A 23626-nucleotide genomic window follows, 5' to 3' on the forward strand; every position below is an offset into this window, starting at 1 on the left:
GTGGACGGGCGGGGTCACGGGCTCGGTCGCTCCGGTCACTTCGGGGTGACCACCTTGTAGTTCTTGGGGACCTGGGCGTCGGGCCGGCGCAGGTACAGCGGCCGGGGAGCGGGCAGCTCCTCGCCCGCCGCGAGCTTCTCGGCGGCCAGGCACGCGAGGGCGGCGGCGGACACGTGCTCGGGCTCGTGCGCCTTCGGGAAGGTGTCCGGGTAGAGCAGCGCGCCCGCGCCGACGGCCGGGAGCCCGGCCACCTGCTCGGCGATGTCGGCGGGGCGGTCCACCGCCGGGTCGGTGAGGCGGGTGCGGGAGTCCGCGTACCGGGCCCAGTAGACCTCCTTGCGGCGGGCGTCGGTCGCCACCACGAAAGGGCCCTCCAGGTCGGCGGCGTAGGCGAGGCCGTCCAGCGTGCACACGCCGTGCACGGGCACGCCGAGCGCGAGGCCGAAGGTGTCCGCGGTCATCAGGCCGACGCGCAGCCCCGTGTACGGACCGGGGCCGACGCCGGCGACGACGCCCGTGACGGCGTCGAGCCGCAGACCGGACTCGGCGAGCACCCGGTCGACGGCGGGCAGCAGCAGCTCACCGTGCCGGCGTGCGTCCACCTGGCTCGACGAGGCGATGACGTCCGTACCGTCGTGCAGCGCGACGGTCACGGCGGGCGTGGCGGTATCCAGAGCGAGCAAGAGCACGCAAACAGCCTACGGCGCCGCGGGGCCCGTGGCGGACGCCCGGTCGGCGGGCCGGGCACCTGTCCAGGCGCCGGCACCGGCACCCCGTGTCGCCCACCGCGTCCACACGGTCACTGGCTGCTACGGTCGCCGGGAACGGACGCACGACGTACGACGACGAGGTGGTCGCCAGTGGCAAGCAGCAGCGCCGGTCTCGTCACCGGCCTCACCGCGGCGGCCCTCGCCACGATCGGCGTCCTCGGCCACCAGGCGTCGGCCACCGCTCCGGCCGACCCCGGCCGGACCCACGCGAGCAGCCCGCCCGCCCCCGGCGCCTCCAAGGCCCCCCGCGACCGGCGGCATCCGAACGCCCTCCCCGCGGGCTCCGGAAGGGGCGAACGGGTGGTGTACTCGGTGGACGACGACCGGGTGTGGCTGGTCGCCGCGGGCAACAAGGTCGAGCGCACCTTCGAGGTCACGCCCAGCACGGTCGACCCGGTGCCGGGCACCTACGCGGTCACGTCCCGCTCGAACCGGGTCACCGGGTCCGACGGCATCCCGGTCGAGCACGTCGTGCGCTTCACCAGCGTCGGGGACGTGGTCATCGGGTTCAGCGCGGCGGTGAACGGCTCGACGGCGAAGCCGAAACCGGGTGAGCGCACCGGCGGCATCCGGGAGACCCGCGCGGACGGCGACGCGATGTGGCGGTTCGCGACGATCGGGCAGCCGGTCGTCGTCGTTCCCTGACGCGGGGACGAAGCGCCTGAGTACTGAAGTGCCGCGGCCGTGCGGGTCAGGCGGCCTCGCGGTGCTCCCGGACGGGGCGGCACGTCTCCGGCTCGGGCGCGCGTGGCGGCGTCGATACGGCCGCCGCGGCGGCGCAGGACGCGAGCAGGTCGTGCATGGACACCCCGGCGAGCGCGGGCGGCTGCGGCCGCCGTCGGACCCGCGGCTGCGGCTCGGTCTCCGGCATGAACGCCTCCTGAAGGTCGGGGGCGGCGTAGTTAGGCATGCCTAACTACGAGCTGGATACCATGTGACCACGCGCGGGACCCCGAACGCAATATCTTCCCGACGTCTTGTCGGAACGTCCCCCCGGACGAGGGGCGTCGACTCGGGCCGGAGCGTCGGCCGAGACCGGGATGGTCGGCCGAGACCGGGAGCGTCGGCTCAGACGGCGAGCGTCGGCTCAGACGGCGAGCACGCCGAGGTCGGCCGCTGTCCAGCGCTCGCCGACGCCCGTCAGCGTCACGTGCCGCACCTCGTCGGTGGTGTCGCCCACGGCCCGGTGGATGCGGAGCTGCAACCGGTCGTCGGTCAGCTCCTCGACCTTGCCCTCCCCCCACTCGACGACGATCACCGAGTCGGCCAGGGAGACGTCGAGGTCGAGGTCCTCCATCTCGTCCAGTCCGCCGGACAGCCGGTAGGCGTCGACGTGGACGAGCGGCGGGCCGTCCCCGAGGGAGGGGTGCACGCGCGCGATCACGAAGGTCGGGGAGGTGACGGCGCCACGGACGCCCATGCCCTCGCCGAGCCCCCGGGTCAGCGTCGTCTTGCCCGCGCCCAGCTCCCCGCTGAGCATCAGCAGGTCCCCGGCACGCAGCACTTCGGCGAGCCTGCGGCCCAGCTCCCGCATCTGCTCGGGGGAGGTGACGGTGATCTCGACGCCGGGGGCGGGCTCGGAGGGCTCAGCCGGGCCCTGCGGTGCTGCTGGTGCTTCCATAGCCGTCAACGGTAGCCGCTGCCGGCACCGCGCCCGCGCGGGCGAGCAGGTCGGCGAGGCGGTCGGTGACCAGCTCGGGATGCTCCAGCATCACCAGATGCCCGGCGTCGGGGACGAGCACCAGCTCCGCGTCCGGCAGCAGGTCGGCGACCGCCTCGCTGTGCTCGCTCGGCGTGACCAGGTCCCGGACCCCGGCCAGCACGAGGACCGGCAGGCCGGTGAAGTGGGCGAGGGCCGCGGTCTTGTCGTGGTCGTTGAAGGCCGGGTAGTACTCGGCGACGACGTCGATCGGCGTCGACTCGATCATCCGCTCGGCGAAGCGGGCCACGGCCGGGTCGACGTCCCGGGACGCGAACGAGTACCGCTTGATGATCCCGGCGAACAGGTCCGCCGTCGCCCGCCGCCCCTTCTCCACCAGGTCGGCACGCTGCCCCAGCGCCTTGAGCACGCCCGGCAGCACCCGCCGGACCGCGTTGACTCCGGCCACGGGCAGACCGAAGTTGACCTCGCCGAGCCGGCCGGAGGACGTGCCGACGAGGGCGACGCCGACGACCCGCTCGCGGACCAGGTCGGGGAACGCGTCGGCCAGCGCCATCACGGTCATGCCGCCCATGGAGTGCCCGACCAGCACGATCGGTCCTTCGGGCACGGCCGCGTCGATGACGGCCTTCAGGTCGCGGCCCAGGTCCTCGATGGTGACCGGCCGGCCGTCCCGCACCTGGGACACGCCCCGCTCGGAACGGCCGTGGCTGCGCTGGTCCCAGTGCACGGTGCGGACGACGCCCCGCAGGGCGGCCCGCTGGAAGTGCCAGGAGTCCTGGTTGAGGCAGTAGCCGTGACTGAAGACGACGGTCACCGGGGCGGGCGCCTTGCGGCCGAACAGCCGCCGCCTGCGCCGGGTGAGCGCGGACTCCGCCTCCGGTTCGACGTCGTCGACCTCGTAGTACAGCTCGGTGCCGTCGTCGGCGTACGCCTTGCCGGGGTTGCCGCGCAGTCCGCCGTACGGTCCCGCCGAGTCCAGGGCGAGCCGGGCCTTCTGGCGTATCCCGCGACCGACCGTCAGCCGCTCTATCGTCACGCCGGCCGCCGCGCCCGCCGCGACCACGCCTATGGCGACGCCGGCGATGCCGGTCGCCCGGCGCCAGCCGCCGGCGGCGACCTCGGTGGCCGCTTCCGTGGCGGAGGCGACGGCCGACACGACGGTCTCCGCGTTGCTCTCGCTCACGTACACCGCTCCTCTTCGCCGGGCCGCTGTGCGGATACCCGCTGGTTGCCGATTCACCTGCACGCGCGTCACGCCGTGTGCGGGCGCGTCACTCGTTCAGATGGACGCGCGGCACGCGGGATCCGATCCGGGTGACGATCTCGTAGCCGATGGTGCCGGCCGCCTGGGCCCAGTCCTCTGCCGTGGGTTCGCCGCGGTCGCCGGGCCCGAACAGCACCGCCTCGGTGCCCGGCGCCGGCCGGTCCCCGCCCAGGTCCACGACGAACTGGTCCATCGCGATCCGTCCCGCCACCGTGCGCCACTTGCCGTCGACCAGGACGGGACCGGTGGAGGAGGCGTGGCGGGGGACGCCGTCCGCGTAGCCGAGCGGGACGAGGCCGAGGGTCGTCCCGCCCGGGGTCGTGTAGTGATGCCCGTAGCTCACGCCGTGGCCGCCGGGGACCTGCTTGACCAGGGCGAGCGAGGCGGCCAGCGTCATCACGGGGCGCAGTCCGAAGTCGGCGGGCGTGCCGATCTCGGGGCTGGGCGAGACGCCGTACATCGCGATACCCGGCCGTACGAGGTCGAAGTGGGCCTCGGGGAGGGTGAGCGTGGCCGGCGAGTTGGCGATGTGCCGCACGTCGGGGCGCACGCCCTGCTGCTCGGCGTAGGCCGTCATCTCCCGGAAGCGGTTGAGCTGGGCGGTGATGGAGGGGTGCCCGGGCTCGTCGGCGCAGGCGAAGTGGGACCAGAGACCGGTGACGCGGAGCAGCCCCTCGCTCTCGGCCCGCAGGGCCTCCCGGACCAGCTCCTCCCAGTCCTCGCCGGGCTGGCAGCCGCCCCGGCCGAGCCCCGTGTCGGCCTTGAGCTGCACGCGCGCGGGGAGCCCGGCACGCCGTGCGGCCTCGGTGACCTCGTCCAGGGCCCACATGCCGCTGACGGACACGTCGAGATCCGCCTCGACGGCCTCCCGCCAGGGGCCGCCCGGCGTCCACAGCCAGCACATGATCCGTACGTCGTCCGGCAGTCCCGCCTCCGCGCGCAGCGCGAGGGCCTCCTGCGGGGTGGCGGTGCCCAGCCAGGTCGCGCCGGCCGCGACGGCCGCTCGGGCGCACGGGATCGCGCCGTGGCCGTAGGCGTCGGCCTTGACCACGGCCATGAGAGCCGCCCCGGGGGCCCGTTCGCGCAGTGCGCGGACGTTGGCCCGCAGGGCGGCCAGGTCGATCTCGGCGCGGGCCCGCGACACCGCGGCCCGCCGAGCAGCTGTCTCACTCATCGTGCCCCCAGTGTCTCAGAGCACCCGGGCCCCGCTTCAGCCGCAGCGATCCCGGGTCGGCGCGCCCGCCAGTCGTTAGGGTGCCCGGCATGAGCATCATCGGGGTCGGAATCGACGTGGCCGAGATCGAGCGGTTCGGGATGTCGCTGGAACGCACGCCGGCCATGGCACGACGGCTCTTCTCGGAGAGCGAGTTGCTGCTGCCGAGCGGGGAGCGCCGGGGCATCGCCTCGCTCGCCGCCCGGTTCGCGGCGAAGGAGGCCCTGGCCAAGGCGCTCGGCGCGCCGGCGGGACTGCTCTGGACGGACGCCGAGGTGTACGTCGAGGACAGCGGGCGGCCGCGGCTGCGGGTGGCCGGGACGGTCGCGGCGCGGGCGGCTGAGCTGGGCGTGACGTCGTGGCACGTGTCGCTGAGCCATGACGCGGGGGTGGCGTCGGCGGTGGTGATCGCGGAGGGGTAGGGCGCGCTTCCCCGGGCCGGCGACGGGCACTGGGCGGCGGCGGGCACGGGCCAGCGGTGGGCACGGGCCGGTGACGGGCACGGGCCGGTGACGGGCACGGGCCGACGGCGCACCGGCGCACCGGCTCGGCGGCGGGCACGGCCCGACGACCAGCACGGCCCGAGGCCAGCACGGGTCAGCGGCGAGCACGGGCCGACGGCGCACCGGCCCGACGGCCAGCACGGCCCGAGGCCAGCACGGGTCAGCGGCGAGCACGGGCCGACGGCGCACCGGCCCGGCGGCGGGCAGCGGGCGACGGCCAGCACCGGTCAGCGGCGAGCACGGGCCGACGACCAGCACCGGTCAGCGGCGAGCACGGGCCGACGACCAGCACCGGTCAGCGGCGAGCACGGGCCGACGACCAGCACGGGTCAGCGGCGAGCACGGGCCGACGGCGGGTGCGGGTCTCTTCGTCCCGGGGCGTGCCAGGGTTCAGTACGCTTATCTGTCCATGGACATGGATGCGGGAACCGGCGACGTACGGGCCGAAATCGGGATGGTCTCCGTTCCGCCGGGACGGGTGACCCTGTCGGACCGGCGGTCGCGGCGCAGCTGGCCGGTGGAGGTCGCGTCCTGTCGGCTGGCGGAGTTCCCGGTCACGCGGGCCGAGTACGCGCGGGTCACCGGGCAGCGGCCCGCCGCGCGGGAGGAGCGGCTGCCCGTCGCGGACGTCTCCTGGGCGGACGCGGTCGGCTTCTGCAACTCCCTGTCGCGGCACGAGGGGCTCCGCCCGGCCTACCACGTCACCGACGACGGCGGCGTCGCCTGGGACACCTCCGCCGACGGGTACCGGCTGCCGACCGAGGCCGAATGGGAACACGCCTGCCGCGCCGGGACGGAGGGGCCGCGCTACGGCGCCCTGGACGACATCGCCTGGTACCGGGGCAACTCGCGGGAGCGCGTCCACGAGGTGGGCGGCAGGCGGCCGAACGCCTGGGGCCTGTACGACATGCTCGGCAACGTCTGGGAGTGGTGCTGGGACGTCTACGACGCCGAGGTCTACGGCACCTACCGGGTACTGCGCGGCGGCGGCTGGTTCGACGAGCACTGGAGCTGCCGGGCCTCCGTACGGCGCCGCAGCCACCCGACGTTCCGGGTGGACGACGTGGGGTTCCGCGTCGCCCGTTCGGTCGGCGGGAGTCAGCTGCCCGCCGGCTGAACCCGGATGTGCATCCGCTCGCCCTGCGCCCCGTACAGGGCGATCCACTCGACGGGCCTGTCCCCGGCGTTGGCGACGCCGTGCGGGACCCGGGTGTCGAACTCCGCCGTCTCACCGGCCGTCAGGACGAGATCGTGGTCGCCCAGGGCGAGGAGCAGGCGCCCGGAGAGGACGTAGATCCACTCGTGGCCCTCGTGGGAGCCCTGGTCGGGACGCGGGGCCGACTCGGTCCGCGCTACCGGCGGGGCGGGGAGGATCTGCTTGTACGCGTGCAGCCCGTCGTTGGGGTTGCGGGTGAGGGGGACCCAGGTCTGGCCGTGCCGGGTGAAGGGGCGCGGATGGACGCGGGGGTCGCCGGTCCGGGAGCCGACCAGTTCGTCCAGGGGCAGGCGGTGCGCCCCGGCCAGCGGCAGCAGGTGCCGCAGCCCCGGCTCACGCTGTCCCGACTCCAGCCGGGACAGCGTGCTGACGGAGATGCCGGTGGCGGCGCCGAGCTGAGCCAGCGTCAGGCCGCGGGCCTGCCGGATGGCGCGCAGGCGGGCCCCGAGTGAGGTCATCACCTGCGCCGTCTCGTCGTCGCCCATGGGACAACTTTCCCTCACGCCCCTCCCGGACGCTCGGCGCGGGCGGTCAGCAGATCGACTGACTGCTGTTCACCAGGGTGTTGTTGCGGAACGTCGTGTTCGTGCCGCAGGGACTCTCGCGGATGGCGGAGTTCGTCACCGTCAGGTTCTGGACGGTGATGTCCGAGTTGTTCGCGAACTCGGAACGGGCCGCGAGACGGATCTCGCCGCCACCCGTGACACTGCCGCTGCGGGCGGCGAGGGTGACGTTGTGGCAGTTCTCGATGAGAACCGAGTTGTTGCCGGTGTTCGAGATGTTCACCCGGTCGATGACCGCGCCGCCGCTCTCAGAGACGCAGAAGACGCCCCGCCCGCCGCCGCGCGCGATCACCTCGCCGACGCGGATGTTGGTCGGGTAGCCGTTGCCGACCCGGCCGTTGCGGTTGGCCATGCGGAAGGCGGCGTAGCCGGTGCCGGTGCCCGCGCCGTCCGCGTCGACCTTGGTCACGGTGGCGTTGATCGTCTGGTTGAGGAGCAGGCCCGACTCGCCCACGTTCCGGGCGGTGACCGTGCCGATGGTGATGCCGTCCACGCCGTACGTCTCCACGGCGTGGCTGGAGGCGCCGGAGACGTGGACGCTGTCGATGCGGATGTTGCGGGACCACTGGCTGGTGTCGCCGCGGTTGTCGATCCGTACGCCGAGGCCGGAGGACAGGCGCATGTCGATCTGACCGAGGACGACGTTCTGGACGTTGCGCATGAAGACGCCGTAGAGCGGGCGGCCGGTGACGCTGAGGTGCTGGACCTCCACGTCCCGGGTGCCGCGGGAGTAGACCGGCGCCTGGTCGCCGGACCCGCTCCCGGTGACGTCGATGGTGCCGCACACGTCGAGGACCGTGTAGCTCGGCAACGAGATGCGCGAGCCGGCCGAAACGGTGCCGGAGCCGCGTACGACGACCCTTTCCTTGGCGGTACGTCCCGAGGTCAGGCTGTTCACCGCCGCCTGGACGGCGGCCCGCATGTCACTGCCGGTATGCACGACGGTGCCGCCGCGGCGGGCGGTCCAGGTGTTGCCGCTGCGGACGGCCTCGGCCTGGTAGGAGCCCTCACCGCAGGCGGCGGCGGTGCGGGCGGGGGCGGCGGTCGCGGTGGCCGGGGTGGTGAGGGTGCCGGCCGCGGTGAGGAGGGCGACGGCGCCCGCGGTGGCGAGGAGAGCGGATCTGCGTCCCATGGGGGGTTCGTCCTCTCGTCGAGCCGATCAAGTCGAATGACGTTCGACTGAATCGATTCATTGTGTGGGGTTGGTGAGTGTGGCAACGGGGCGCGGGAGCGTCAACGGGTAGCGCGGAGTTCCCGGGGCCGTGAACGTTCACGCGGTACGGGGAAGACTCGACGGCATGCGGACTGCGTACAGCGTGGAAATGGTCAGGACGGCCGAACGGGAGCTGATGGCGCGGCTCCCGGAGGGGGCGTTGATGCAACGGGCCGCGGCCGGGCTCGCCGCCGCCTGCGCGGGGGTGCTCCGGCGAGTGGCCGGCCGGGTCTACGGCAGCCGGGTGGTGCTGCTGGCCGGGAGCGGGGACAACGGCGGCGACGCCCTGTACGCCGGGGCGCGACTCGCCGGGCGGGGGGCGGGGGTGACGGCGGTGCTGCTCACTCCGGAGCGCGCGCACGGCGGGGGGCTGGCGGCGCTGCGCCGGGCGGGCGGACGGGTCGCGGAGTCCGGTTCCGCCGGAGAACTGATCGCGCGGGCCGATCTCGTCGTCGACGGCATCGTCGGGATCGGCGGCAGGGGCGGGCTGCGGGAGGAGGCGGTGCCGCTCGCCGACGCGGCCGCCCGGTCGCGGGCCGCCGTCGTCGCCGTCGACCTGCCGAGCGGCGTGGACGCGGACACGGGGCAGGTGCCCGGGGCGGCCGTACGGGCCGACCTGACGGTGACGTTCGGGGCGCACAAGGCGGGGCTGCTGGTCGATCCGGGGCGGGAGTACGCGGGGTCGGTGCGGCTGGTGGACATCGGGCTGCGGCTGCCGGACGACGCGGCCGGGCTGGAGGCGTTGCAGCACGCGGACGTGGCGCGGCTGTTGCCGGTGCCGGGGGCGGAGAGCGACAAGTACCGGCGGGGGGTCGTCGGCATCGCCGCCGGGTCGGTCCGCTATCCCGGCGCGGCCGTGCTCGCCGTCGCCGGGGCGCTGCGGGGCGGTGCCGGGGCGGTGCGGTACGTCGGTCCGGCCGGGGACGCGGTGATCGCCCGCTACCCGGAGACGCTCGTGTCCGACCAGGGGCCGAAGCGGGCGGGGCGGGTGCAGGCGTGGGTCGTCGGACCGGGCGCCGGTGACGACGCCGGGACCGTGGCTCAGGTGCTGGCCGCGGAGGTGCCGGTGCTGATCGACGCGGACGGGCTGCGGCTGGCCGACGCCGGTGCGGTGCGGGGCCGTACGGCGCCGACGCTGATGACGCCGCACGCCGGGGAGGCGGCCGCGCTGCTCGGGGTGGGCCGCGAGGAGGTCGAGGGGGCGCGCCTGGCCTCGGCACGGGAACTGGCGGGGCGGTACGGGGCGACGGTGCTGCTGAAGGGCTCGACGACGGTGGTGGCCGGCGCGGAGGGAGGGCCGGTGCGGGTCAACGCGACGGGGACGTCGTGGCTCGCCACCGCCGGGAGCGGGGACGTGCTGTCGGGGCTGGCGGGGTCACTGCTGGCGGCGGGGCTGTCGGCACGGGACGCGGGCAGTGCGGGGGCGTACCTGCACGGGCTGGCGGGGCGGTTCGCGGCGGACGGGGCGCCGACGGGGGCGCACGATGTCGCCGGGGCCATCCCGGGGGCGTGGCGGGACGTGCGGGGGCTTCGGAATTAGTGTGATCGCATGGCTGCGCGTCGTGCCGCTGGCCCAGGTGGTGTGATCGCATGGCTGCGCGTCGTGCCGCTGGCTCAGGTGGACCTCGCTTACGCGGTGGACGAGGGCGGGGGCCACACCACCGTGGCCGAGTGGCGGGCGGGCCACGAGCGGTTCCGGCACAGCGAGGAGACGCGTTCGGCGCTGGAGGACCCGGAGTTCACCGTGGACGACGACACGCCCGCCGTCCTCGAACGCTTCCGCCTCGTCACCGCGCTGGGCCCCGCCGACGGCTGAGGACCTACTCCACCGTCACCGACTTCGCCAGGTTCCGCGGCTGGTCCACCTCGTTGCCCCGGGCCGTCGCCAGCTCGCACGCGAAGACCTGCAACGGCACCGTCGCCACCAGCGGCTGGAGCAGCGTCGGGGTCGCCGGGACGCGGACGAGGTGGTCGGCGTAGGGGACGACCGCCTCGTCGCCCTCCTCGGCGATGACGATGGTGCGGGCGCCGCGGGCGCGGATCTCCTGGATGTTGGACACGATCTTGTCGTGGAGGACCGAGCGCCCGCGCGGGGACGGGACGACCACGACGACCGGCAGGTCCTCCTCGATCAGCGCGATCGGCCCGTGTTTCAGCTCGCCCGCCGCGAAGCCCTCGGCGTGCATGTACGCCAGCTCCTTGAGCTTGAGGGCGCCTTCGAGGGCGACCGGGTGGCCGACGTGCCGGCCCAGGAACAGCACCGTGTTCTTGTGGGCGAGGGAGCGCGCCAGTTCCCGTACGGGCGTCATCGTCTCCAGGACCTGTTCGACCGCTTCGGAGATCCGTGAGAGGTCGCGGACGACGTCGCGGATCTCGTCCCCGTACTTCGTTCCGCGCACCTGTCCGAGGTACAGGGCGACGAGGTAGCAGGCCACCAGCTGGGTGAGGAATGCCTTGGTGGAGGCGACGGCGACCTCGGGACCGGCGTGCGTGTAGAGCACGGCGTCGGACTCGCGGGGGATGGTGGAGCCGTTGGTGTTGCAGATGGCCAGCACCCTGGCGCCCTGCTCGCGGGCGTGGCGCAGGGCCATGAGGGTGTCCATGGTCTCGCCGGACTGGGAGATCGCGACGACCAGGGTCTGCTGGTCGAGGATCGGGTCGCGGTAGCGGAACTCACTGGCCAGCTCCACCTCGCAGGGGATTCGCGTCCAGTGCTCGATGGCGTACTTGGCGATCAGCCCGGCGTGGAAGGCCGTACCGCAGGCGACGACGACGACCTTGTCGACCTCGCGCAGCGCCCCCGGAGGGATGCGCACCTCGTCCAGGCTGAGCGTGCCGGAGCCGTCGATGCGGCCCAGCAGGGTGTCGGCGATCGCCTTCGGCTGCTCGGCGATCTCCTTGAGCATGAAGGAGGCGTAACCGCCCTTCTCGGCGGCCGAGGCGTCCCAGTCGACGTGGTAGGAGCGGACGTCGGCCGGGGCGCCGTCGAAGCCGGTGACCGTCACACCGTCCCGGCGCAGCTCGACGACCTGGTCCTGGCCCAGTTCGATGGCGTCCCGGGTGTGGGCGATGAAGGCCGCGACGTCCGAGGCGAGGAAGGACTCGCCCTCCCCCACGCCCACCACGAGCGGCGAGTTGCGGCGTGCGCCCACGACCACGTCCGGCGCGTCCGCGTGCACCGCGACCAGCGTGAACGCGCCCTCGAGGCGCCGGCACACCAGCCGCATCGCCTCGGCGAGGTCGGCGCAGCCGGAGAACTCCTCGGCGAGCAGGTGGGCGACGACCTCGGTGTCGGTCTCGGAGGCCAGTTCGTGGCCGCGCTCCGCCAACTCGGCCCGCAGCGGCGCGAAGTTCTCGATGATGCCGTTGTGGACCACGGCCACCCGGCCCGCGTTGTCGAGGTGCGGGTGGGCGTTGGCGTCGGTCGGGCCGCCGTGCGTGGCCCAGCGGGTGTGGCCGATGCCGGTGACGGCGGTCGGCAGTGGCCGTTCGGACAATTCCTTGTCCAGGTTGACGAGCTTTCCGGCGCGCTTGGCGGTGGCGAGGCCGCCGTCCGCGAGCACCGCGACGCCCGCCGAGTCGTACCCCCGGTACTCGAGGCGCTTCAGCCCGGCCATCACGACGTCGAGCGCCGACTGCGATCCCACGTATCCCACGATTCCGCACATGACGGGCAGCCTACGATCAGATCCGGTCGAGAACCGGCCTTCCCGTGCCCGGAATCGGAAATTCCCACCGGGGTACGAACGCCCCGGTGGGGAACTTCAGCGGATCAGCGGATCGCCGACGCCGGGCTCAGCCGAGCTTGGCGAGCTGGGCGTCGCTGATCTCCGTGGGGAACGGGAAGTCCTTGCCGGTTCCGGCGGCGGCGAGGTTGAGGACGGTGAAGGAGGCGACGGTGGAGCCCTTGCGGGTGACGACCACCTTCACCGGGAACTCGTCGCCATCGTCGCCGACCATCGTCATCGTCATCGCGACGGCCTCGTCGGCACCGCCGGGCGCCTTGCCCTCGGCCACCTCGGCGATCTTGGCCGTCTCGCCGACCGCGGTGAAGGTGAAGCCTCCGGCGCACTTGCCGACGGCGTCCCTCACGTCCTTCAGGACGGCCTCCGCGCCGCCGTCGTCGTAGGTGGCCAGCGTCACCAGGGCCTTGTCCAGGTCGAAGGCGGCATTGATGGACTCCTCGGTGGCCTCGTCGCCGGACGGCTTCTTCGGGCCCTCCGTCCAGCTCCGCTTCGCGGTCGCCGCCGGCTCGCCCAGCGGGACGCCGGTCTCGGCGAAGGCGAGGGGCTCGCAGGCCGTGTCGCCGCCCTTCACCTTGTCCTTGCTCACGTCGTCCGTCGCGGACGTCTTGGTGACCTTGCCGTTGTCGACGTCCGCCTGCGCCAGCGCGGCCTTCTCCAGCTCGGCGGCGGTGAGCGCCTTGGCGGCCGCCGAGGCGGGCGCGCCGCCCTCGGCCTTGTCGCCGCCGGTCTTCTCGCCGTCGTCGTCGGAGGAGCCGCCGCAGGCGGTGACGAGGAGGGCCAGGGCGGCGGCGGAGGCCGCGAGGGCGGTACGGCGAACGGCGGTCAGTCTCACGTTGGGCTCTCTCTTCCAGACGGCGGAGGTACCGCACGTATGTGCGAGCACTGTATTCACAGCCGCCTGACAGATGATCAGTGATGCGCCACCCGGTATCCGACCGTGACGCCGACGTGATCTCCCGCCATTAGGGCCCGTCCGGCGGCGGGCGGGAGTGACACACCCCACCTGCCGCCACGTACGAACTCCGTTAACAATGGACTGTGATCTCTCCGGTCTCCCCGACGCCCCGGAGCGCCCACCGGCAGCGGCCGGAGGCGACTCCCTACGTCGACCTCACCCGCCCCGAGTGGAGCGCGCTGCGCGACAAGACGCCGCTGCCCCTCACCGCCGAGGAGGTCGAGAAGCTGCGCGGCCTCGGCGACGTCATCGACCTCGACGAGGTGCGGGACATCTACCTCCCGCTGTCCCGGCTCCTCAACCTCTACGTCGGCGCCACCGACGGCCTGCGCGGCGCGCTGAACACCTTCCTCGGTGAACAGGGCTCGCAGTCCGGCACCCCCTTCGTCATAGGGGTCGCCGGCTCGGTCGCGGTCGGCAAGTCCACCGTCGCCCGCCTGCTCCAGGCGCTGCTGTCCCGCTGGCCCGAGCACCCGCGCGTGGAGCTGGTCACGACCGACGGCTTCCTGCTCCCCACGAAGGAGCTGGAGGCCCGCGGCCTGATGTCCCGGAAGGGCTTTCCCGAGTCCTACGACCGCCGGGCGCTGACCCGCTTCGTCGCCGACATCAAGGCGGGCAAGGGCGAGGTGACCGCCCCGGTCTACTCCCACCTCATCTACGACATCGTCCCGGACCAGAAGCTCGTCGTCCGCCGCCCCGACATCCTGATCGTCGAGGGCCTCAACGTGCTCCAGCCCGCGCTGCCCGGCAAGGACGGCCGCACCAGGGTCGGTCTCGCCGACTACTTCGACTTCAGCGTGTACGTCGACGCCCGCACCGAGGACATCGAGCACTGGTACCTCAGCCGCTTCCGCAAGCTGCGCGAGACCGCCTTCCAGAACCCGTCCTCGTACTTCCGCAAGTACACCCAGGTGTCGGAGGAGGAGGCCCTCGACTACGCCCGCACCACCTGGCGCACCATCAACAAGCCCAACCTGGTGGAGAACGTGGCACCCACCCGCGGCCGGGCCACCCTCATCCTGCGCAAGGGACCCGACCACAAGGTGCAGCGGCTGAGCCTGCGCAAACTGTGACGGCGGCCTTCCCAGCCGGTAGAAATGCCGGATGCTGCATCTGCGCCTGATCACCCCGGCCGACCGTACCGACGAGGTGGTCCGCCTGATCGACCGGACGGTCGGCACCACCCACCTCGTCGTCCTGCCGGGCGCCGCCCGCGAGCCCGAGGGCGACGTCGTCATGTGCGACGTGGCCCGCGAGGCCGGCGACGAACTCATCAGCCGGCTCCGGGGGTTGGGCATCGACAGCTGCGGCGCCATCACCGCCGAGAACATCGACCTGTCGTTGTCCGAGCACGCCGACAAGGCGGAGCGGGACGCGCCGGGCGAGCCCGCCGACGCGGTCCTGTGGGAGCAGCTGGAGGAGGCCACGCACGAGGAGTCGACCCTCTCCATCACCTACGTCGCCTTCATCACCCTCGCCACGATGATCGCGGCCTGCGGCGTGGTGCTCGACAACGCGATCCTGATCGTGGGCGCGATGGCGGTCGGACCGGAGTTCGGACCGCTGGCCGGCATCTGCACGGCGATCGTGCAGCGGGCCCCGCGACTGGCCCTGCGCTCGGCGATCGCCCTGCTGGTGGGGTTCGCGGCGGCGATGGCCGTCACCGCGGGCTTCAGCCTCTTCATGGACGCCGTGGGCCTGTTCAGCGAAGACCAGCTGGACGCGGAGCGACCCAACACCGGGTTCGTCTACGCCCCCGACTGGTTCTCCTTCGTGGTGGCGATCCTCGCCGGAGTCGCGGGCACCCTCTCCCTGACCTCGGCGAAGTCCGGTGCCCTGGTCGGAGTCGCCATCTCGGTCACGACCGTCCCGGCCGCCGCGAACGCGGCCGTGGCCCTCGTCTACGACGACACCCACCAGGCCTGGCTCTCGACCGAGCAGCTACTGCTCAACCTGGTCGCCATCATCCTGGCCGGCACACTGACGCTGCTGGCCCAGAAGGCCCTGTGGGCGACCCAACGACGCCGGATGACGAAACCGACCTAGCTAGGTCCTGTCGTCAAACTCCCGTCTGCCTCCGGGCGGACGACGGGAGTTTGACGACAGGACCTGGGGGCGCGGGGCGGTGCTGATGTGCGGCTGCGCCGCGTGGGCGCGGCCAGCCACGACGCCGCCGCAGCCCGCAACACACAGAACCCTGCCCCGAACCCGGACCGGGACCCGAGTAACTACCCCAGCGCCGACTTCACCGAATCGGCCAGCCGCCCCGCAACAGACCGAGCCTGCTCGATATCCGCCGCCTCGACCATCACCCGCACCAGCGGCTCCGTCCCGGAGGGACGCAACAGCACCCGCCCGGTGCTCCCCAGCTCCCGCTCGGCCTCCGCGACGGCGGTCGCCAGCTCGGCGGAGGTCGTCACCCGGGACTTGTCCACGTCCGGCACGTTGATCAGCACCTGCGGCAGCCGCTGCATGACGGACGCGAGGTCCCGGAGCGTACGGCCGGTCTGCGCGACCCGCGCCGCCAGCATCAGGCCGGTCAGCGTGCCGTCACCCGTCGTGGCGTGGTCGAGGATGATGACGTGGCCGGACTGCTCGCCGCCGAGGGCGTAGCCGTGCTCCTTCATCTCCTCCAGGACGTACCGGTCGCCCACCCCGGTCTGCGCGAACCGGATGCCCTCGCGCTCCATGGCGAGCTTGAAGCCCAGGTTGGACATGACGGTCGCGACGACGGTGTCGGAACGCAGCGCGTCCCGCTCCCGCATCGCCAGCGCGAGCACGGCGAGGATCTGGTCGCCGTCCACCTCGGCGCCGGTGTGGTCCACGGCCAGGCAGCGGTCGGCGTCGCCGTCGTGGGCGATGCCCAGGTCGGCGCCGTGCTCGACGACGGCGGCCTGGAGCAGGTCGAGGTGGGTGGAGCCGCAGCCGTCGTTGATGTTGAGGCCGTCCGGCACCGCCCCGATGGTGACCAGCTCGGCGCCGGCCCGCGCGAACGCCTCCGGCGAGACCCGGGAGGCCGCGCCGTGCGCCTCGTCGAGGACGATCTTCAGTCCGTCGAGACGGTTCGGGAGGACGCCGACGAGGTGGGCGACGTACTGGTCGAGCCCTTGGTCGTAGTCGCGGACCCGGCCGACGCCGGCGCCGGTCGGGCGGTCCCAGGGGGCGCCGGTGCGGTGCTCGGCGTAGACGGACTCGATGCGGTCCTCCAGCTCGTCGGCGAGCTTGTGGCCGCCGCGGGCGAAGAACTTGATGCCGTTGTCGGGCATGGCGTTGTGGCTCGCGGAGAGCATCACGCCGAGGTCGGCGCCGAGGGCGCCGGTGAGGTGGGCGACCGCGGGCGTCGGCAGCACGCCGACCCGCAGGACGTCCACACCGGCGCTGGCCAGGCCCGCGACCACGGCCGCCTCCAGGAACTCCCCGGAGGCGCGCGGGTCGCGTCCGACCACCGCGGTCGCCCGGTGCCCGGCGAAGGTGCCCGCCTCCGCCAGTACGTGCGCCGCGGCGACGGAGAGACCGAGCGCCAGCTCGGCCGTCAGGTCCGCGTTGGCGACACCGCGCACGCCGTCCGTGCCGAAGAGTCGTCCCACTTGTCCTCCTGAAGGAAACGTCAATTCCGGAAGCGGCTGCCGGTGCGGCCCACGCAGTCGGCTCCCGTGGTCACGGACCCGCGTCGCAACGCACCGCCCGGCCATCCGATCACACAAGCATTTGAGCTTCTGAACCTCTGAGCGTCTGAACGTCTTGTGCCGTTATACGCCCAACGACGGAGATAAACGAACGCCCCGGCAGCACAGTGGCGTGCCGCCGGGGCGTTCGGAGTACAGCCGGTGCGACTTAGCGCTTGCTGTACTGCGGAGCCTTGCGGGCCTTCTTCAGACCGGCCTTCTTGCGCTCGACCGCACGGTCGTCACGCTTGAGGTAACCGGCCTTCTTGAGCGCACCGCGGTTGTTGTCGACGTCGGCCTCGTTCAGGGCGCGGGCGACACCGAGACGGAGCGCACCGGCCTGACCGGAGACGCCGCCACCCGAGATGCGGGCGATGACGTCGTAGCGGTTGTCCAGCTCGAGCACCTTGAAGGGCTCGTTGACTTCCTGCTGGTGCACCTTGTTCGGGAAGTAGTCCTCGAGCGTGCGCCCGTTGACCTTCCACTTGCCGGTGCCCGGGACGATCCGGACACGGGCGATGGCGTTCTTGCGACGGCCCAGGCCGGCGGCCGGCTGGGGCTCGCCGAAGGCGGAGGCCATGGACTCCGAGGTGTACTCGCCCTCGACGGGCACCTCGGACTCGGTGGTGTAGCTGTCGATGTCGATCTCTTCGAGCGGCTGCTCGGCAGTGGTCTCGGCCACGATGCTCCTCAGATTCTCTTCAGTCTTAGGGGGTGGCCGGAACTACTGCGCGACCTGGGTGATCTCGAACGGCTGCGGCTGCTGCGCGCCGTGCGGGTGCTGGTCACCCTTGTAGACCTTCAGCTTCGAGAGCATCTGACGGCCCAGGGAGTTCTTGGGGAGCATGCCCTTGATGGCCTTCTCGACGGCCTTCTCGGGGTTCTTGTCCAGCAGCTCGTCGTAGCGCACCGAGCGCAGACCGCCCGGGTAGCCGGAGTGGCGGTACGCCATCTTCTGGGTCCGCTTGTTGCCGGAGAGGTGCACCTTGTCGGCGTTGATGATGATGACGAAGTCACCGGTGTCGACGTGGGGCGCGTAGATCGGCTTGTGCTTGCCGCGCAGGATGGAGGCCGCAGTGGTGGCCAGACGACCCAGGACGACGTCCTGAGCGTCGATGACGTGCCACTGGCGCGTCACATCGCCGGGCTTGGGGCTGTACGTACGCACGGTTCGTAGCCTTCGCTTCTTCAGTGAGTGGTCCTGACATGGTCACCGAAGACGATCACGACAGCCCTGACCGCACCACGGTGACGCATACCGCGTGCAGGTCGCTGGTCATCGGTCCCGGTGGACCGGTGTAAGGGCCCCTCACGTGAGAATGAGCAAGCCAATACACATACGACTGTGCAGAGTACCCGGGGTCCCATAGCCGGGTCAAAACGGAGTCGCCGGGACCGGCGCGGGCTCCGGCTCGGGCCTCGCGCGCGTGTGATCGCCGGCGGCCGACGCGCCGGCCCGGGCCCGCCACGCGACCGTCACCGCCAGCACGCACAGTGTGAACGCGTCCTTGAAGGCCCGCCGCCGCTCCGACTCCAGCCAGGGCCAGGTCAGCCCCGGCACCTGGGGCACCAGAGCGATCCAGAACCAGGCCCCGCGGGCCACCGAACCGGCGTACGGCAGCCCGGCGAGCAGCAGCGGCAGGGCGACCAGGAGGTAGTGGTCGTAGGAGGGCCGGGAGACGAGGAACGCCGAGAGCATCAGGCCCGCGCCGGTCTCCGAGAGCCGCAGCGGCCCGGGGTCGGCACGGCGCCAGCGGACGTACGCGCACAGCACCCCGGCCCCGGCCGCCACCACCGCGAGCCACTGGGCGAGCGCCCCCGGCACCCCGAGCCGGGGCAGTACGGCCGCCGGGGACGCCTCGTAGAGCCGTACGAAGCCGTCGTCGCCGTCGAGCAGGAAGGGCAGGGTGCGGGTGAAGAAGCCCGCCGGGTCGGGCATCGCCAGCGCCGCCGCGCCACAGGCGAGCGCGGGCACCAGGACGGCCGTCGCCAGCGCCCGCCACCGCCCGGCGAACAGGAAGAGCAACAGGACGGGCGCGAGCAGCGGCTTGAGCGCCACGGCGGCGCCGATGACCGCGCCCGCCGCCGTCCACCGCCCCCGGCCGGCCAGCAGCAGGGCCAGCGGCAGGGCCACCGCCGCCGTCACGGTCCAGTTGCCGAGGCGCACCAGGTGCCCGAACGGCGCGAAGCCCACCGCCAGCCCGGTCAGCCCGAGCACCGCCAGCCGGCTGCCGAGCGGCACGCGGTGCAGCCGCAGCGCACAGGCCCAGCCCAGCGCCAGCAGGGCCGTCACCGCGCACGGCACCAGCACCCGCAGCACCTCCGGAGGCAGCGTTGCCTGCGGGGCGGCGGCGAGCACCGCGCTCGGGAAGTAGAGGAAGTGCGGATCGTCGTACGGGGAGCCGCCGGCCAGCCAGGTGCGGGCGGCCCGCACGACGATCGCGTTGTCCATCCCTCCGTCCGAGGCCACCCGCCCCGCGTGCACCGCGGACGCCACCAGCACCACCACCAGCACCGCCCACGCGGGCCCGCCCGCAGGCCGCACCAACCACCCGGAGATGTCGCTTTTGCCCTTCCGCATGAACGGAACGCTAGGTGCCGCACAGCCTTCACAGGCGCACCAGCACGCCGCTTCGCCCGTCTAAGATGCCGCCCATGAGCTTTGGGCAGGGGGGACCTCAGTCGCAGTGGGATCCCTGGAAACCGCAATCGCAGCAGCAGCCCTGGAACAGTGGCGACGGTGACAACACCCCGGACTGGGCCGCTCTGGCCGAGGCCTCCGAGGCCCGCGCCAAGCGGCGCCGGCTGCTCTTCATCGGTGGCGGCGCGCTGGCCACCGTGGCGATAGCCAGCGCCGTCGCCGTGGCCGTGGTCTCCGCGAACGGCTCCGGCCAGGCGTCCGACGGCCCCTCCTCGCAGCTCCCCGCGACGGCGGACATACCCAGCGCGACGGCCACCGAGCCGTCCTTCGCCCCGACCAGCGCCCCGCCGCCACTGGACCCGAAGGACTTCGTCTCCAGCGCCAAGAAGGACAAGGCCCCGCTCAGCCCCGACCTGCTCTTCCCCGGCACCCAGCTGACCATGGGCGACACGGTCTACAAGAAGGGCCCGACGGCCGACACCCGCACCTGCGGCTCCGCCGCCCAGGGCACCCTGCCCAAGGTCCTCGACGCCAACGACTGCACCCGGCTGCTCCGCGTCACCTACACCGAGGGCGACACCGCCGTGACGGTCGGCGTGGCCGTCTTCGACACGGAGGCCCAGGCCGCCAAGGCCAAGAAGCAGGCCGACAAGAAGAGCATCGTGCGCTCCCTGTCCGGCGGCGGCGTCAAGTCCTTCTGCACCGGCGCCGTCTGCCGCTCCACCACCAACTCCTACGGCCGCTACGCCTACTTCACCGTCGCCGGCTTCACCAACGGCAAGAACGTCACGGAGAAGTCCACGGCGGTGTTCCGGGCCGGCGACGACCTGGCCGAGTTCGCCTTCCGGCAGATCCGCAGGCGCGGCGAGGCCCAGGCTTCGGCCGCGGCGGAGGGCTGATCCCCCGCTCCGACCGCTGCCCCCGCCGCCCAGCCCGCCGTCAGAGCCGCTTGGCGCTGCGCAGCGTCTTGGCGTAGTAGCCGTTGCCGTCCAGGCGGGAGACGCCGCCGATGTCGCCGATGGTCGGTCCGTTGACCTCCTCGCGGCTGGAGACGAAGATCAGGTGGCCCTCGGTGTCGTAGCCGAGCACCATGCCCACGTGGTCCAGCCGGTCCTTGGTACGCGCGTCGAGCTTGAAGAAGACGAGGTCGCCGGGCTGGAGCTGGTCGATGGCGGACGGCCGGTCGTCCGGCGACACTCCGGCCAGCGGGAGCACGTCGACGCCCTCCTTCGAGCGGGCCATGCCGTTGGCGGTGCGCGGCAGGCCGTCGCCGGAGGCGTCGGAGGACATCAGCGGGTAGCGGGCGCGGTAGCCGAGCACCATGCGGACGAAGCCGGAGCAGTCCAGGGACCTGGCGCGCATGGCCTCCGGCGTGCCCGCCGAGCCGTCGCGGAACGGGTACGGGACGCCGAGGTAGTCGTAGAAGTCGGACTGCTCCAGGCGCAGGTCGCCGTCCTCGGCGCCGGTGGTGTTCAGCGGGCCGAAGTTCGCGTCACCGGCGTAGGCGATGCCCTGCTCGTCCTTCTTCTGCGGCGCGCCGGCCACGTACTGGAAGGCGAAGGCGAACAGGTCGTCCTCCTTGCTGTCCCGGTACTCGGCGTACCACTCCTTGAACCACTTCTTCTTCTCGGCGCCCTTCGTCCAGGGCTCGGGCATGAGCCGGACCCAGTCCGTGGTGGAGACCTTGGAGGAGGTCGAGGCGGGCTCCTCGAAGGTGCGCGCCGGCCCGGTCAGGGTGGCGATGCGCGCCCCGTCGGTGAGCACGGCCCTGATCCGGCCGTCCGCGTCGCGCAGCACGGAGCGCGCCGGGTTCTCCAGCCGGGACCAGCTCTCCTCGCCGTCGTCCTTCGAGGCGGCGCCGCCGCCGGAGCCGCGGGACCCGTCCAGGACGCCGACGTTCCGGACCTCCGTGACTCCCGTCTCCTCCTGCTTGCGCAGCTCCAGGGTGAGGTAGCCGGACGTGCCGACGAGCGCCAGCACCACCAGGCCCGAGACGACCGGACGCGACTTCTTCTTGGCTTTCGCCGCCATGGTTTGCTCCTCCTCGTTCTCAGACTCGTTCTCAGACGGTGGGCATGACGCCGAGCAGCAGGCCGGCGGCGACGACGATGTAGGCCATGAGGGAGACCGTGCCGGTGGCCAGCAGGGTGGCGCCCTTGGGCTGGCGCACCATCTGGTAGGCGACGAGGCCGGGCACGATGAACCCGAGGGTCTGGTTGCCGTAGAGGAGCGGGAACTCGATCGAGAGCACGATCATCACCGTGGCCTGGAGCAGCACGCCCAGCAGCACCACCGCGGCGAACAGCCGCTTGCCGTACAGGATCACCAGCCGCTGCATGAGCTTGGTGCCCGCGTAGGTCAGCGCGGTGACGCCCACCATCATGGCCGCGCGCTGGAGGTCCTCGATGAGGGTCAGCGCGATCCAGCCCGGCGTGATCATGCCACCGGGCGACAGATTGGTGGTGAGATAGCACAGCAGCGAGAAGAACAGGCCTATGGCGATGCCGAGGGCGGCCATCTCGGGGGTGAGTGCGGCGGTGGTCAACGGGGTCTCCGGGCAGGTGGGCGGGGGGTCCCGCCGTAGGGGTCGTCGTGCGCTTCGTCGTGGGGCGGCCAGGGCTCCCGGTCGGGGGCGTGCTGCTCGTACCGCTGTCCGTACTGGGGCTGCTCGTACTCCTGCTGCTCGTGCTGCCGCTGCTCGTACTCCTGCTGCTCGTGCTGCCGCTGCTCGTACTGCCGCTGCTCGTGCTCGTACTGCTGCGGCTCGTGCTGCCGCTGCTCGTACTGCTGCCGCTCGTGCTGCCGCTGCTCGTGCTCGTACTGCTGCGGCTCGTACTCCTGCCGCTCGTACTGCTGCGGCTCGTACCGACCCTGCTGCTGCCCGTACGGTCCCGTCGGCTGGGCCGGGATGCGGACCACCGGGATCTCCTGGGTCTGCGAGGCCTGGTAGCGCTCCTCGTACGCCGTCGGGTACGAGGCGAACGGGTCCAGGCTCGGCGCCGCCGTGCCGGTGTCGCCGTCGCTGTCGCTGTCGTCCGCCGGGAGCTCGGCCAGGAACTCCAGAAGCTCCTCGCCCTGGCCGTGGATGTTGCCGATGGCGACCAGGGAGGAGCCGTCGGACATGCGCCCGAGCAGGGCCGGCATGAACTCGTCGGCCGACCGTCGCTCGCCGCCCAGGTCGACCGCCCTCTCGCGCCACTGGGCGGGGATGGCGTCGATGGCGCTCTTGGACGGGTGCCCGATGACGAAGACGTTCTCCGGCTCCAGGTCGGGGATGATCTCGCCCATCTGCCCGTTGCGCTCCACGCGGTCCGGACGGCAGTTGATCACCACGTTGAGCGGGCGGCGGATGGCGCCCAGATCGAGCAGCTGGTTGATGTTCATCAGCGTCGACTCGGGGTCGTTGGCCGCGAAGACGTTGGCGAAGGCGAGCCGCTTGCCCTCGGGTGCCACGTAGCGCTCCACGGAGAGCACGCCCGGGTCCGGCGGGGCGTCGTACATGCCCTGGAGGGCGACCTTCCGCTCCACGCCGACCAGCTCGGCGACGACCAGGGCGATCGCGACGTTCTCCTTGAAGGTGAACCAGCTGAAGCCGCGCAGCTCCTCGTCGGTGACCATCTCGGGGTCCGCGTAGACCAGCCGGCAGTTACGGGCGTCCGCCTCCTCCTGGAGGATGTGGAAGCGCTCCTTCTCGGCGGTGACGCAGATGCCGTTCTCGGGCATCGAGCGGCACAGCGAGCGCGCCACGTCGTCCAGGGTCGGGCCCATCTCGGCGAGGTGGTCCTCGCGGACGTTGCACAGCACGCCGATCGTGGAGCGGATCAGCTTGCTCTGGTTGACCTCCTGGAGGGCCGGCATGACCGCCATGCACTCGATGACCAGCGCGTCGGGACGGTAGGTGGCGGCCCGGCGGACGATGCCGATCTGCTCGACGACGTTGGCTATGCCGAACTTGCGGTAGACCGGCTCCTCGGTGGCGTCGGGGTGGATGAAGCGCGCGGCGGTACCGGTCGTCTTGGCCACGGTGACCAGGTCACCGCCGCGCAGCGCGCCCGCGCACAACCGGGTGATGGAGGACTTGCCGCGGATGCCGTTGACGAGCACGCGGGAGGGGATGGAGTGCAGCGCCGCGTAGTGCCGGCGCTGCTCCACGATGCCCGCGACGAGCAGGAACAGGCTGCCGGCCAGCAGGACGAAGTACAGATAGAGCACTC

Annotated in this window: 23 protein-coding genes and 1 pseudogene; 8 read left to right on the forward strand and 16 right to left on the reverse strand. The window is 72.5% G+C overall.

Going from position 1 to position 23626, the window contains the following annotated elements; genetic code table 11:
• Positions 1–35: 35 nt before the first annotated feature.
• Entirely contained in the window at positions 36–689 is a 654-nt protein-coding gene (tsaB, locus tag ACIQ1J_RS26060; RefSeq protein ID WP_403560515.1) for a tRNA (adenosine(37)-N6)-threonylcarbamoyltransferase complex dimerization subunit type 1 TsaB, read from the reverse strand.
• 171 nt (positions 690–860) lie between these two features.
• Between tsaB and ACIQ1J_RS26065 the strand changes: the two genes are divergently transcribed.
• Positions 861–1415 carry a hypothetical protein gene (locus ACIQ1J_RS26065; protein WP_403560517.1) on the forward strand — a complete coding sequence of 185 codons (555 nt, stop codon included), beginning with the start codon at positions 861–863 and terminating at the stop codon, positions 1413–1415.
• Positions 1416–1461: 46 nt separating this feature from the next.
• On the opposite strand, the gene ACIQ1J_RS26070 is transcribed toward ACIQ1J_RS26065, so the two are convergent.
• From ACIQ1J_RS26070 to alr, 4 genes are all read right to left on the reverse strand, one after another.
• Complete coding sequence (locus ACIQ1J_RS26070) at positions 1462–1680, reverse strand: hypothetical protein (RefSeq protein ID WP_403560519.1); 219 nt, start codon at positions 1678–1680, stop codon at positions 1462–1464.
• Between the two features lie 177 nt (positions 1681–1857).
• On the reverse strand, positions 1858–2391 hold the full coding sequence (tsaE, locus tag ACIQ1J_RS26075; RefSeq protein WP_403560521.1) for a tRNA (adenosine(37)-N6)-threonylcarbamoyltransferase complex ATPase subunit type 1 TsaE: 534 nt from the start codon (positions 2389–2391) through the stop codon (positions 1858–1860).
• Positions 2357–3616 carry an alpha/beta fold hydrolase gene (locus tag ACIQ1J_RS26080; RefSeq protein WP_403560523.1) on the reverse strand — a complete coding sequence of 420 codons (1260 nt, stop codon included), beginning with the start codon at positions 3614–3616 and terminating at the stop codon, positions 2357–2359. Before ACIQ1J_RS26080 ends, tsaE begins: the two co-directional genes overlap by 35 nt.
• Before the next feature lie 88 nt (positions 3617–3704).
• Positions 3705–4871 (reverse strand): alanine racemase, encoded by a 1167-nt coding sequence (gene alr / locus ACIQ1J_RS26085; protein ID WP_403560525.1) that lies wholly within the window; start codon positions 4869–4871, stop codon positions 3705–3707.
• An 89-nt stretch (positions 4872–4960) separates the two neighbouring features.
• Here alr and ACIQ1J_RS26090 point away from each other — a divergent pair, with 89 nt between their 5' ends.
• Together ACIQ1J_RS26090 and ACIQ1J_RS26095 are read left to right on the forward strand one after the other, a co-directional pair.
• The gene (locus ACIQ1J_RS26090; RefSeq protein ID WP_403560527.1) at positions 4961–5332 is read left to right on the forward strand and encodes a holo-ACP synthase; all 372 of its coding nucleotides are present in this window, start codon (positions 4961–4963) and stop codon (positions 5330–5332) included.
• 496 nt (positions 5333–5828) lie between these two features.
• Positions 5829–6530, forward strand: coding sequence for a formylglycine-generating enzyme family protein (locus ACIQ1J_RS26095; protein WP_403560676.1), 702 nt, complete (start codon positions 5829–5831; stop codon positions 6528–6530).
• On the opposite strand, the gene ACIQ1J_RS26100 is transcribed toward ACIQ1J_RS26095, so the two are convergent.
• Together ACIQ1J_RS26100 and ACIQ1J_RS26105 are read right to left on the reverse strand one after the other, a co-directional pair.
• On the reverse strand, positions 6512–7114 hold the full coding sequence (locus ACIQ1J_RS26100; RefSeq protein WP_403560529.1) for a helix-turn-helix domain-containing protein: 603 nt from the start codon (positions 7112–7114) through the stop codon (positions 6512–6514). The two genes, ACIQ1J_RS26095 and ACIQ1J_RS26100, sit on opposite strands and share 19 nt — an antisense overlap.
• A gap of 46 nt (positions 7115–7160) precedes the next feature.
• The gene (locus ACIQ1J_RS26105) at positions 7161–8324 is read right to left on the reverse strand and encodes a hypothetical protein (protein ID WP_403560531.1); all 1164 of its coding nucleotides are present in this window, start codon (positions 8322–8324) and stop codon (positions 7161–7163) included.
• Between the two features lie 166 nt (positions 8325–8490).
• Between ACIQ1J_RS26105 and ACIQ1J_RS26110 the strand changes: the two genes are divergently transcribed.
• Both ACIQ1J_RS26110 and ACIQ1J_RS26115 read left to right on the forward strand, forming a co-directional pair.
• Positions 8491–9945: an NAD(P)H-hydrate dehydratase gene (locus ACIQ1J_RS26110; RefSeq protein ID WP_403560533.1), complete on the forward strand. Its 1455-nt coding sequence runs from the start codon at positions 8491–8493 to the stop codon at positions 9943–9945.
• A gap of 54 nt (positions 9946–9999) precedes the next feature.
• Positions 10000–10221 (forward strand): annotated as a pseudogene (locus tag ACIQ1J_RS26115) (RNA-binding protein); the annotation flags it as partial.
• A gap of 4 nt (positions 10222–10225) precedes the next feature.
• On the opposite strand, the gene glmS reads toward ACIQ1J_RS26115, so the two are convergent.
• Positions 10226–12073 (reverse strand): glutamine--fructose-6-phosphate transaminase (isomerizing), encoded by a 1848-nt coding sequence (glmS, locus tag ACIQ1J_RS26120; protein WP_403560535.1) that lies wholly within the window; start codon positions 12071–12073, stop codon positions 10226–10228.
• Positions 12074–12200: 127 nt separating this feature from the next.
• Complete coding sequence (locus ACIQ1J_RS26125; RefSeq protein WP_403560537.1) at positions 12201–12983, reverse strand: hypothetical protein; 783 nt, start codon at positions 12981–12983, stop codon at positions 12201–12203.
• A 206-nt stretch (positions 12984–13189) separates the two neighbouring features.
• Here ACIQ1J_RS26125 and coaA point away from each other — a divergent pair, with 206 nt between their 5' ends.
• Both coaA and ACIQ1J_RS26135 read left to right on the forward strand, forming a co-directional pair.
• The gene (gene coaA, locus ACIQ1J_RS26130) at positions 13190–14179 is read left to right on the forward strand and encodes a type I pantothenate kinase (RefSeq protein WP_403560539.1); all 990 of its coding nucleotides are present in this window, start codon (positions 13190–13192) and stop codon (positions 14177–14179) included.
• A 31-nt stretch (positions 14180–14210) separates the two neighbouring features.
• Positions 14211–15152 carry a DUF389 domain-containing protein gene (locus ACIQ1J_RS26135; protein WP_403560541.1) on the forward strand — a complete coding sequence of 314 codons (942 nt, stop codon included), beginning with the start codon at positions 14211–14213 and terminating at the stop codon, positions 15150–15152.
• 182 nt (positions 15153–15334) lie between these two features.
• Here ACIQ1J_RS26135 and glmM read toward each other — a convergent pair whose 3' ends face one another.
• The 4 genes from glmM to ACIQ1J_RS26155 all read right to left on the reverse strand — a co-directional run bounded on the left by glmM (position 15335) and on the right by ACIQ1J_RS26155 (position 19352).
• Positions 15335–16693 carry a phosphoglucosamine mutase gene (glmM, locus tag ACIQ1J_RS26140; RefSeq protein WP_403560543.1) on the reverse strand — a complete coding sequence of 453 codons (1359 nt, stop codon included), beginning with the start codon at positions 16691–16693 and terminating at the stop codon, positions 15335–15337.
• Between the two features lie 247 nt (positions 16694–16940).
• Entirely contained in the window at positions 16941–17453 is a 513-nt protein-coding gene (rpsI, locus tag ACIQ1J_RS26145; protein ID WP_210957924.1) for a 30S ribosomal protein S9, read from the reverse strand.
• A gap of 42 nt (positions 17454–17495) precedes the next feature.
• Entirely contained in the window at positions 17496–17939 is a 444-nt protein-coding gene (rplM, locus tag ACIQ1J_RS26150; protein WP_003974239.1) for a 50S ribosomal protein L13, read from the reverse strand.
• A gap of 207 nt (positions 17940–18146) precedes the next feature.
• Positions 18147–19352 carry a glycosyltransferase 87 family protein gene (locus ACIQ1J_RS26155; RefSeq protein ID WP_403560546.1) on the reverse strand — a complete coding sequence of 402 codons (1206 nt, stop codon included), beginning with the start codon at positions 19350–19352 and terminating at the stop codon, positions 18147–18149.
• A 74-nt stretch (positions 19353–19426) separates the two neighbouring features.
• On the opposite strand from ACIQ1J_RS26155, the gene ACIQ1J_RS26160 reads away from it, so the two are divergent.
• Positions 19427–20311, forward strand: coding sequence for a hypothetical protein (locus ACIQ1J_RS26160; protein ID WP_345636407.1), 885 nt, complete (start codon positions 19427–19429; stop codon positions 20309–20311).
• A gap of 40 nt (positions 20312–20351) precedes the next feature.
• Here ACIQ1J_RS26160 and ACIQ1J_RS26165 read toward each other — a convergent pair whose 3' ends face one another.
• Genes ACIQ1J_RS26165 through pgsB form a run of 3 tightly spaced genes read right to left on the reverse strand, consistent with a single transcriptional unit; the run spans position 20352 to position 23624 of the window.
• A complete protein-coding gene (locus ACIQ1J_RS26165; protein ID WP_403560549.1) occupies positions 20352–21443 on the reverse strand; it encodes a C40 family peptidase in 1092 nt (363 codons plus the stop codon).
• Positions 21444–21474: 31 nt separating this feature from the next.
• Positions 21475–21957, reverse strand: a complete 483-nt coding sequence (locus ACIQ1J_RS26170; RefSeq protein ID WP_210957928.1) for a poly-gamma-glutamate biosynthesis protein PgsC/CapC — start codon at positions 21955–21957, stop codon at positions 21475–21477.
• Positions 21954–23624, reverse strand: coding sequence for a poly-gamma-glutamate synthase PgsB (gene pgsB / locus ACIQ1J_RS26175; protein ID WP_403560551.1), 1671 nt, complete (start codon positions 23622–23624; stop codon positions 21954–21956). Before pgsB ends, ACIQ1J_RS26170 begins: the two co-directional genes overlap by 4 nt.
• Positions 23625–23626 lie beyond the last annotated feature (2 nt).

Origin of the sequence: Streptomyces sp. NPDC097107, from assembly GCF_044762405.1 — a bacterium.
GTDB lineage: Bacteria > Actinomycetota > Actinomycetes > Streptomycetales > Streptomycetaceae > Streptomyces > Streptomyces thinghirensis.

Coding starts and splice junctions, on each gene's coding strand:
- ACIQ1J_RS26090 (WP_403560527.1), top strand. CDS start 4,961: ATGAGCATCATCGGGGTCGGAATCGACGTGGCCGAGATCGAGCGGTTC.
- ACIQ1J_RS26165 (WP_403560549.1), bottom strand. CDS start 21,443: ATGGCGGCGAAAGCCAAGAAGAAGTCGCGTCCGGTCGTCTCGGGCCTG.
- ACIQ1J_RS26135 (WP_403560541.1), top strand. CDS start 14,211: ATGCTGCATCTGCGCCTGATCACCCCGGCCGACCGTACCGACGAGGTG.
- alr (WP_403560525.1), bottom strand. CDS start 4,871: ATGAGTGAGACAGCTGCTCGGCGGGCCGCGGTGTCGCGGGCCCGCGCC.
- ACIQ1J_RS26160 (WP_345636407.1), top strand. CDS start 19,427: ATGAGCTTTGGGCAGGGGGGACCTCAGTCGCAGTGGGATCCCTGGAAA.
- ACIQ1J_RS26070 (WP_403560519.1), bottom strand. CDS start 1,680: ATGCCTAACTACGCCGCCCCCGACCTTCAGGAGGCGTTCATGCCGGAG.
- ACIQ1J_RS26110 (WP_403560533.1), top strand. CDS start 8,491: ATGCGGACTGCGTACAGCGTGGAAATGGTCAGGACGGCCGAACGGGAG.
- ACIQ1J_RS26095 (WP_403560676.1), top strand. CDS start 5,829: ATGGATGCGGGAACCGGCGACGTACGGGCCGAAATCGGGATGGTCTCC.
- glmS (WP_403560535.1), bottom strand. CDS start 12,073: ATGTGCGGAATCGTGGGATACGTGGGATCGCAGTCGGCGCTCGACGTC.
- ACIQ1J_RS26105 (WP_403560531.1), bottom strand. CDS start 8,324: ATGGGACGCAGATCCGCTCTCCTCGCCACCGCGGGCGCCGTCGCCCTC.
- tsaE (WP_403560521.1), bottom strand. CDS start 2,391: ATGGAAGCACCAGCAGCACCGCAGGGCCCGGCTGAGCCCTCCGAGCCC.
- ACIQ1J_RS26100 (WP_403560529.1), bottom strand. CDS start 7,114: ATGGGCGACGACGAGACGGCGCAGGTGATGACCTCACTCGGGGCCCGC.
- ACIQ1J_RS26155 (WP_403560546.1), bottom strand. CDS start 19,352: ATGCGGAAGGGCAAAAGCGACATCTCCGGGTGGTTGGTGCGGCCTGCG.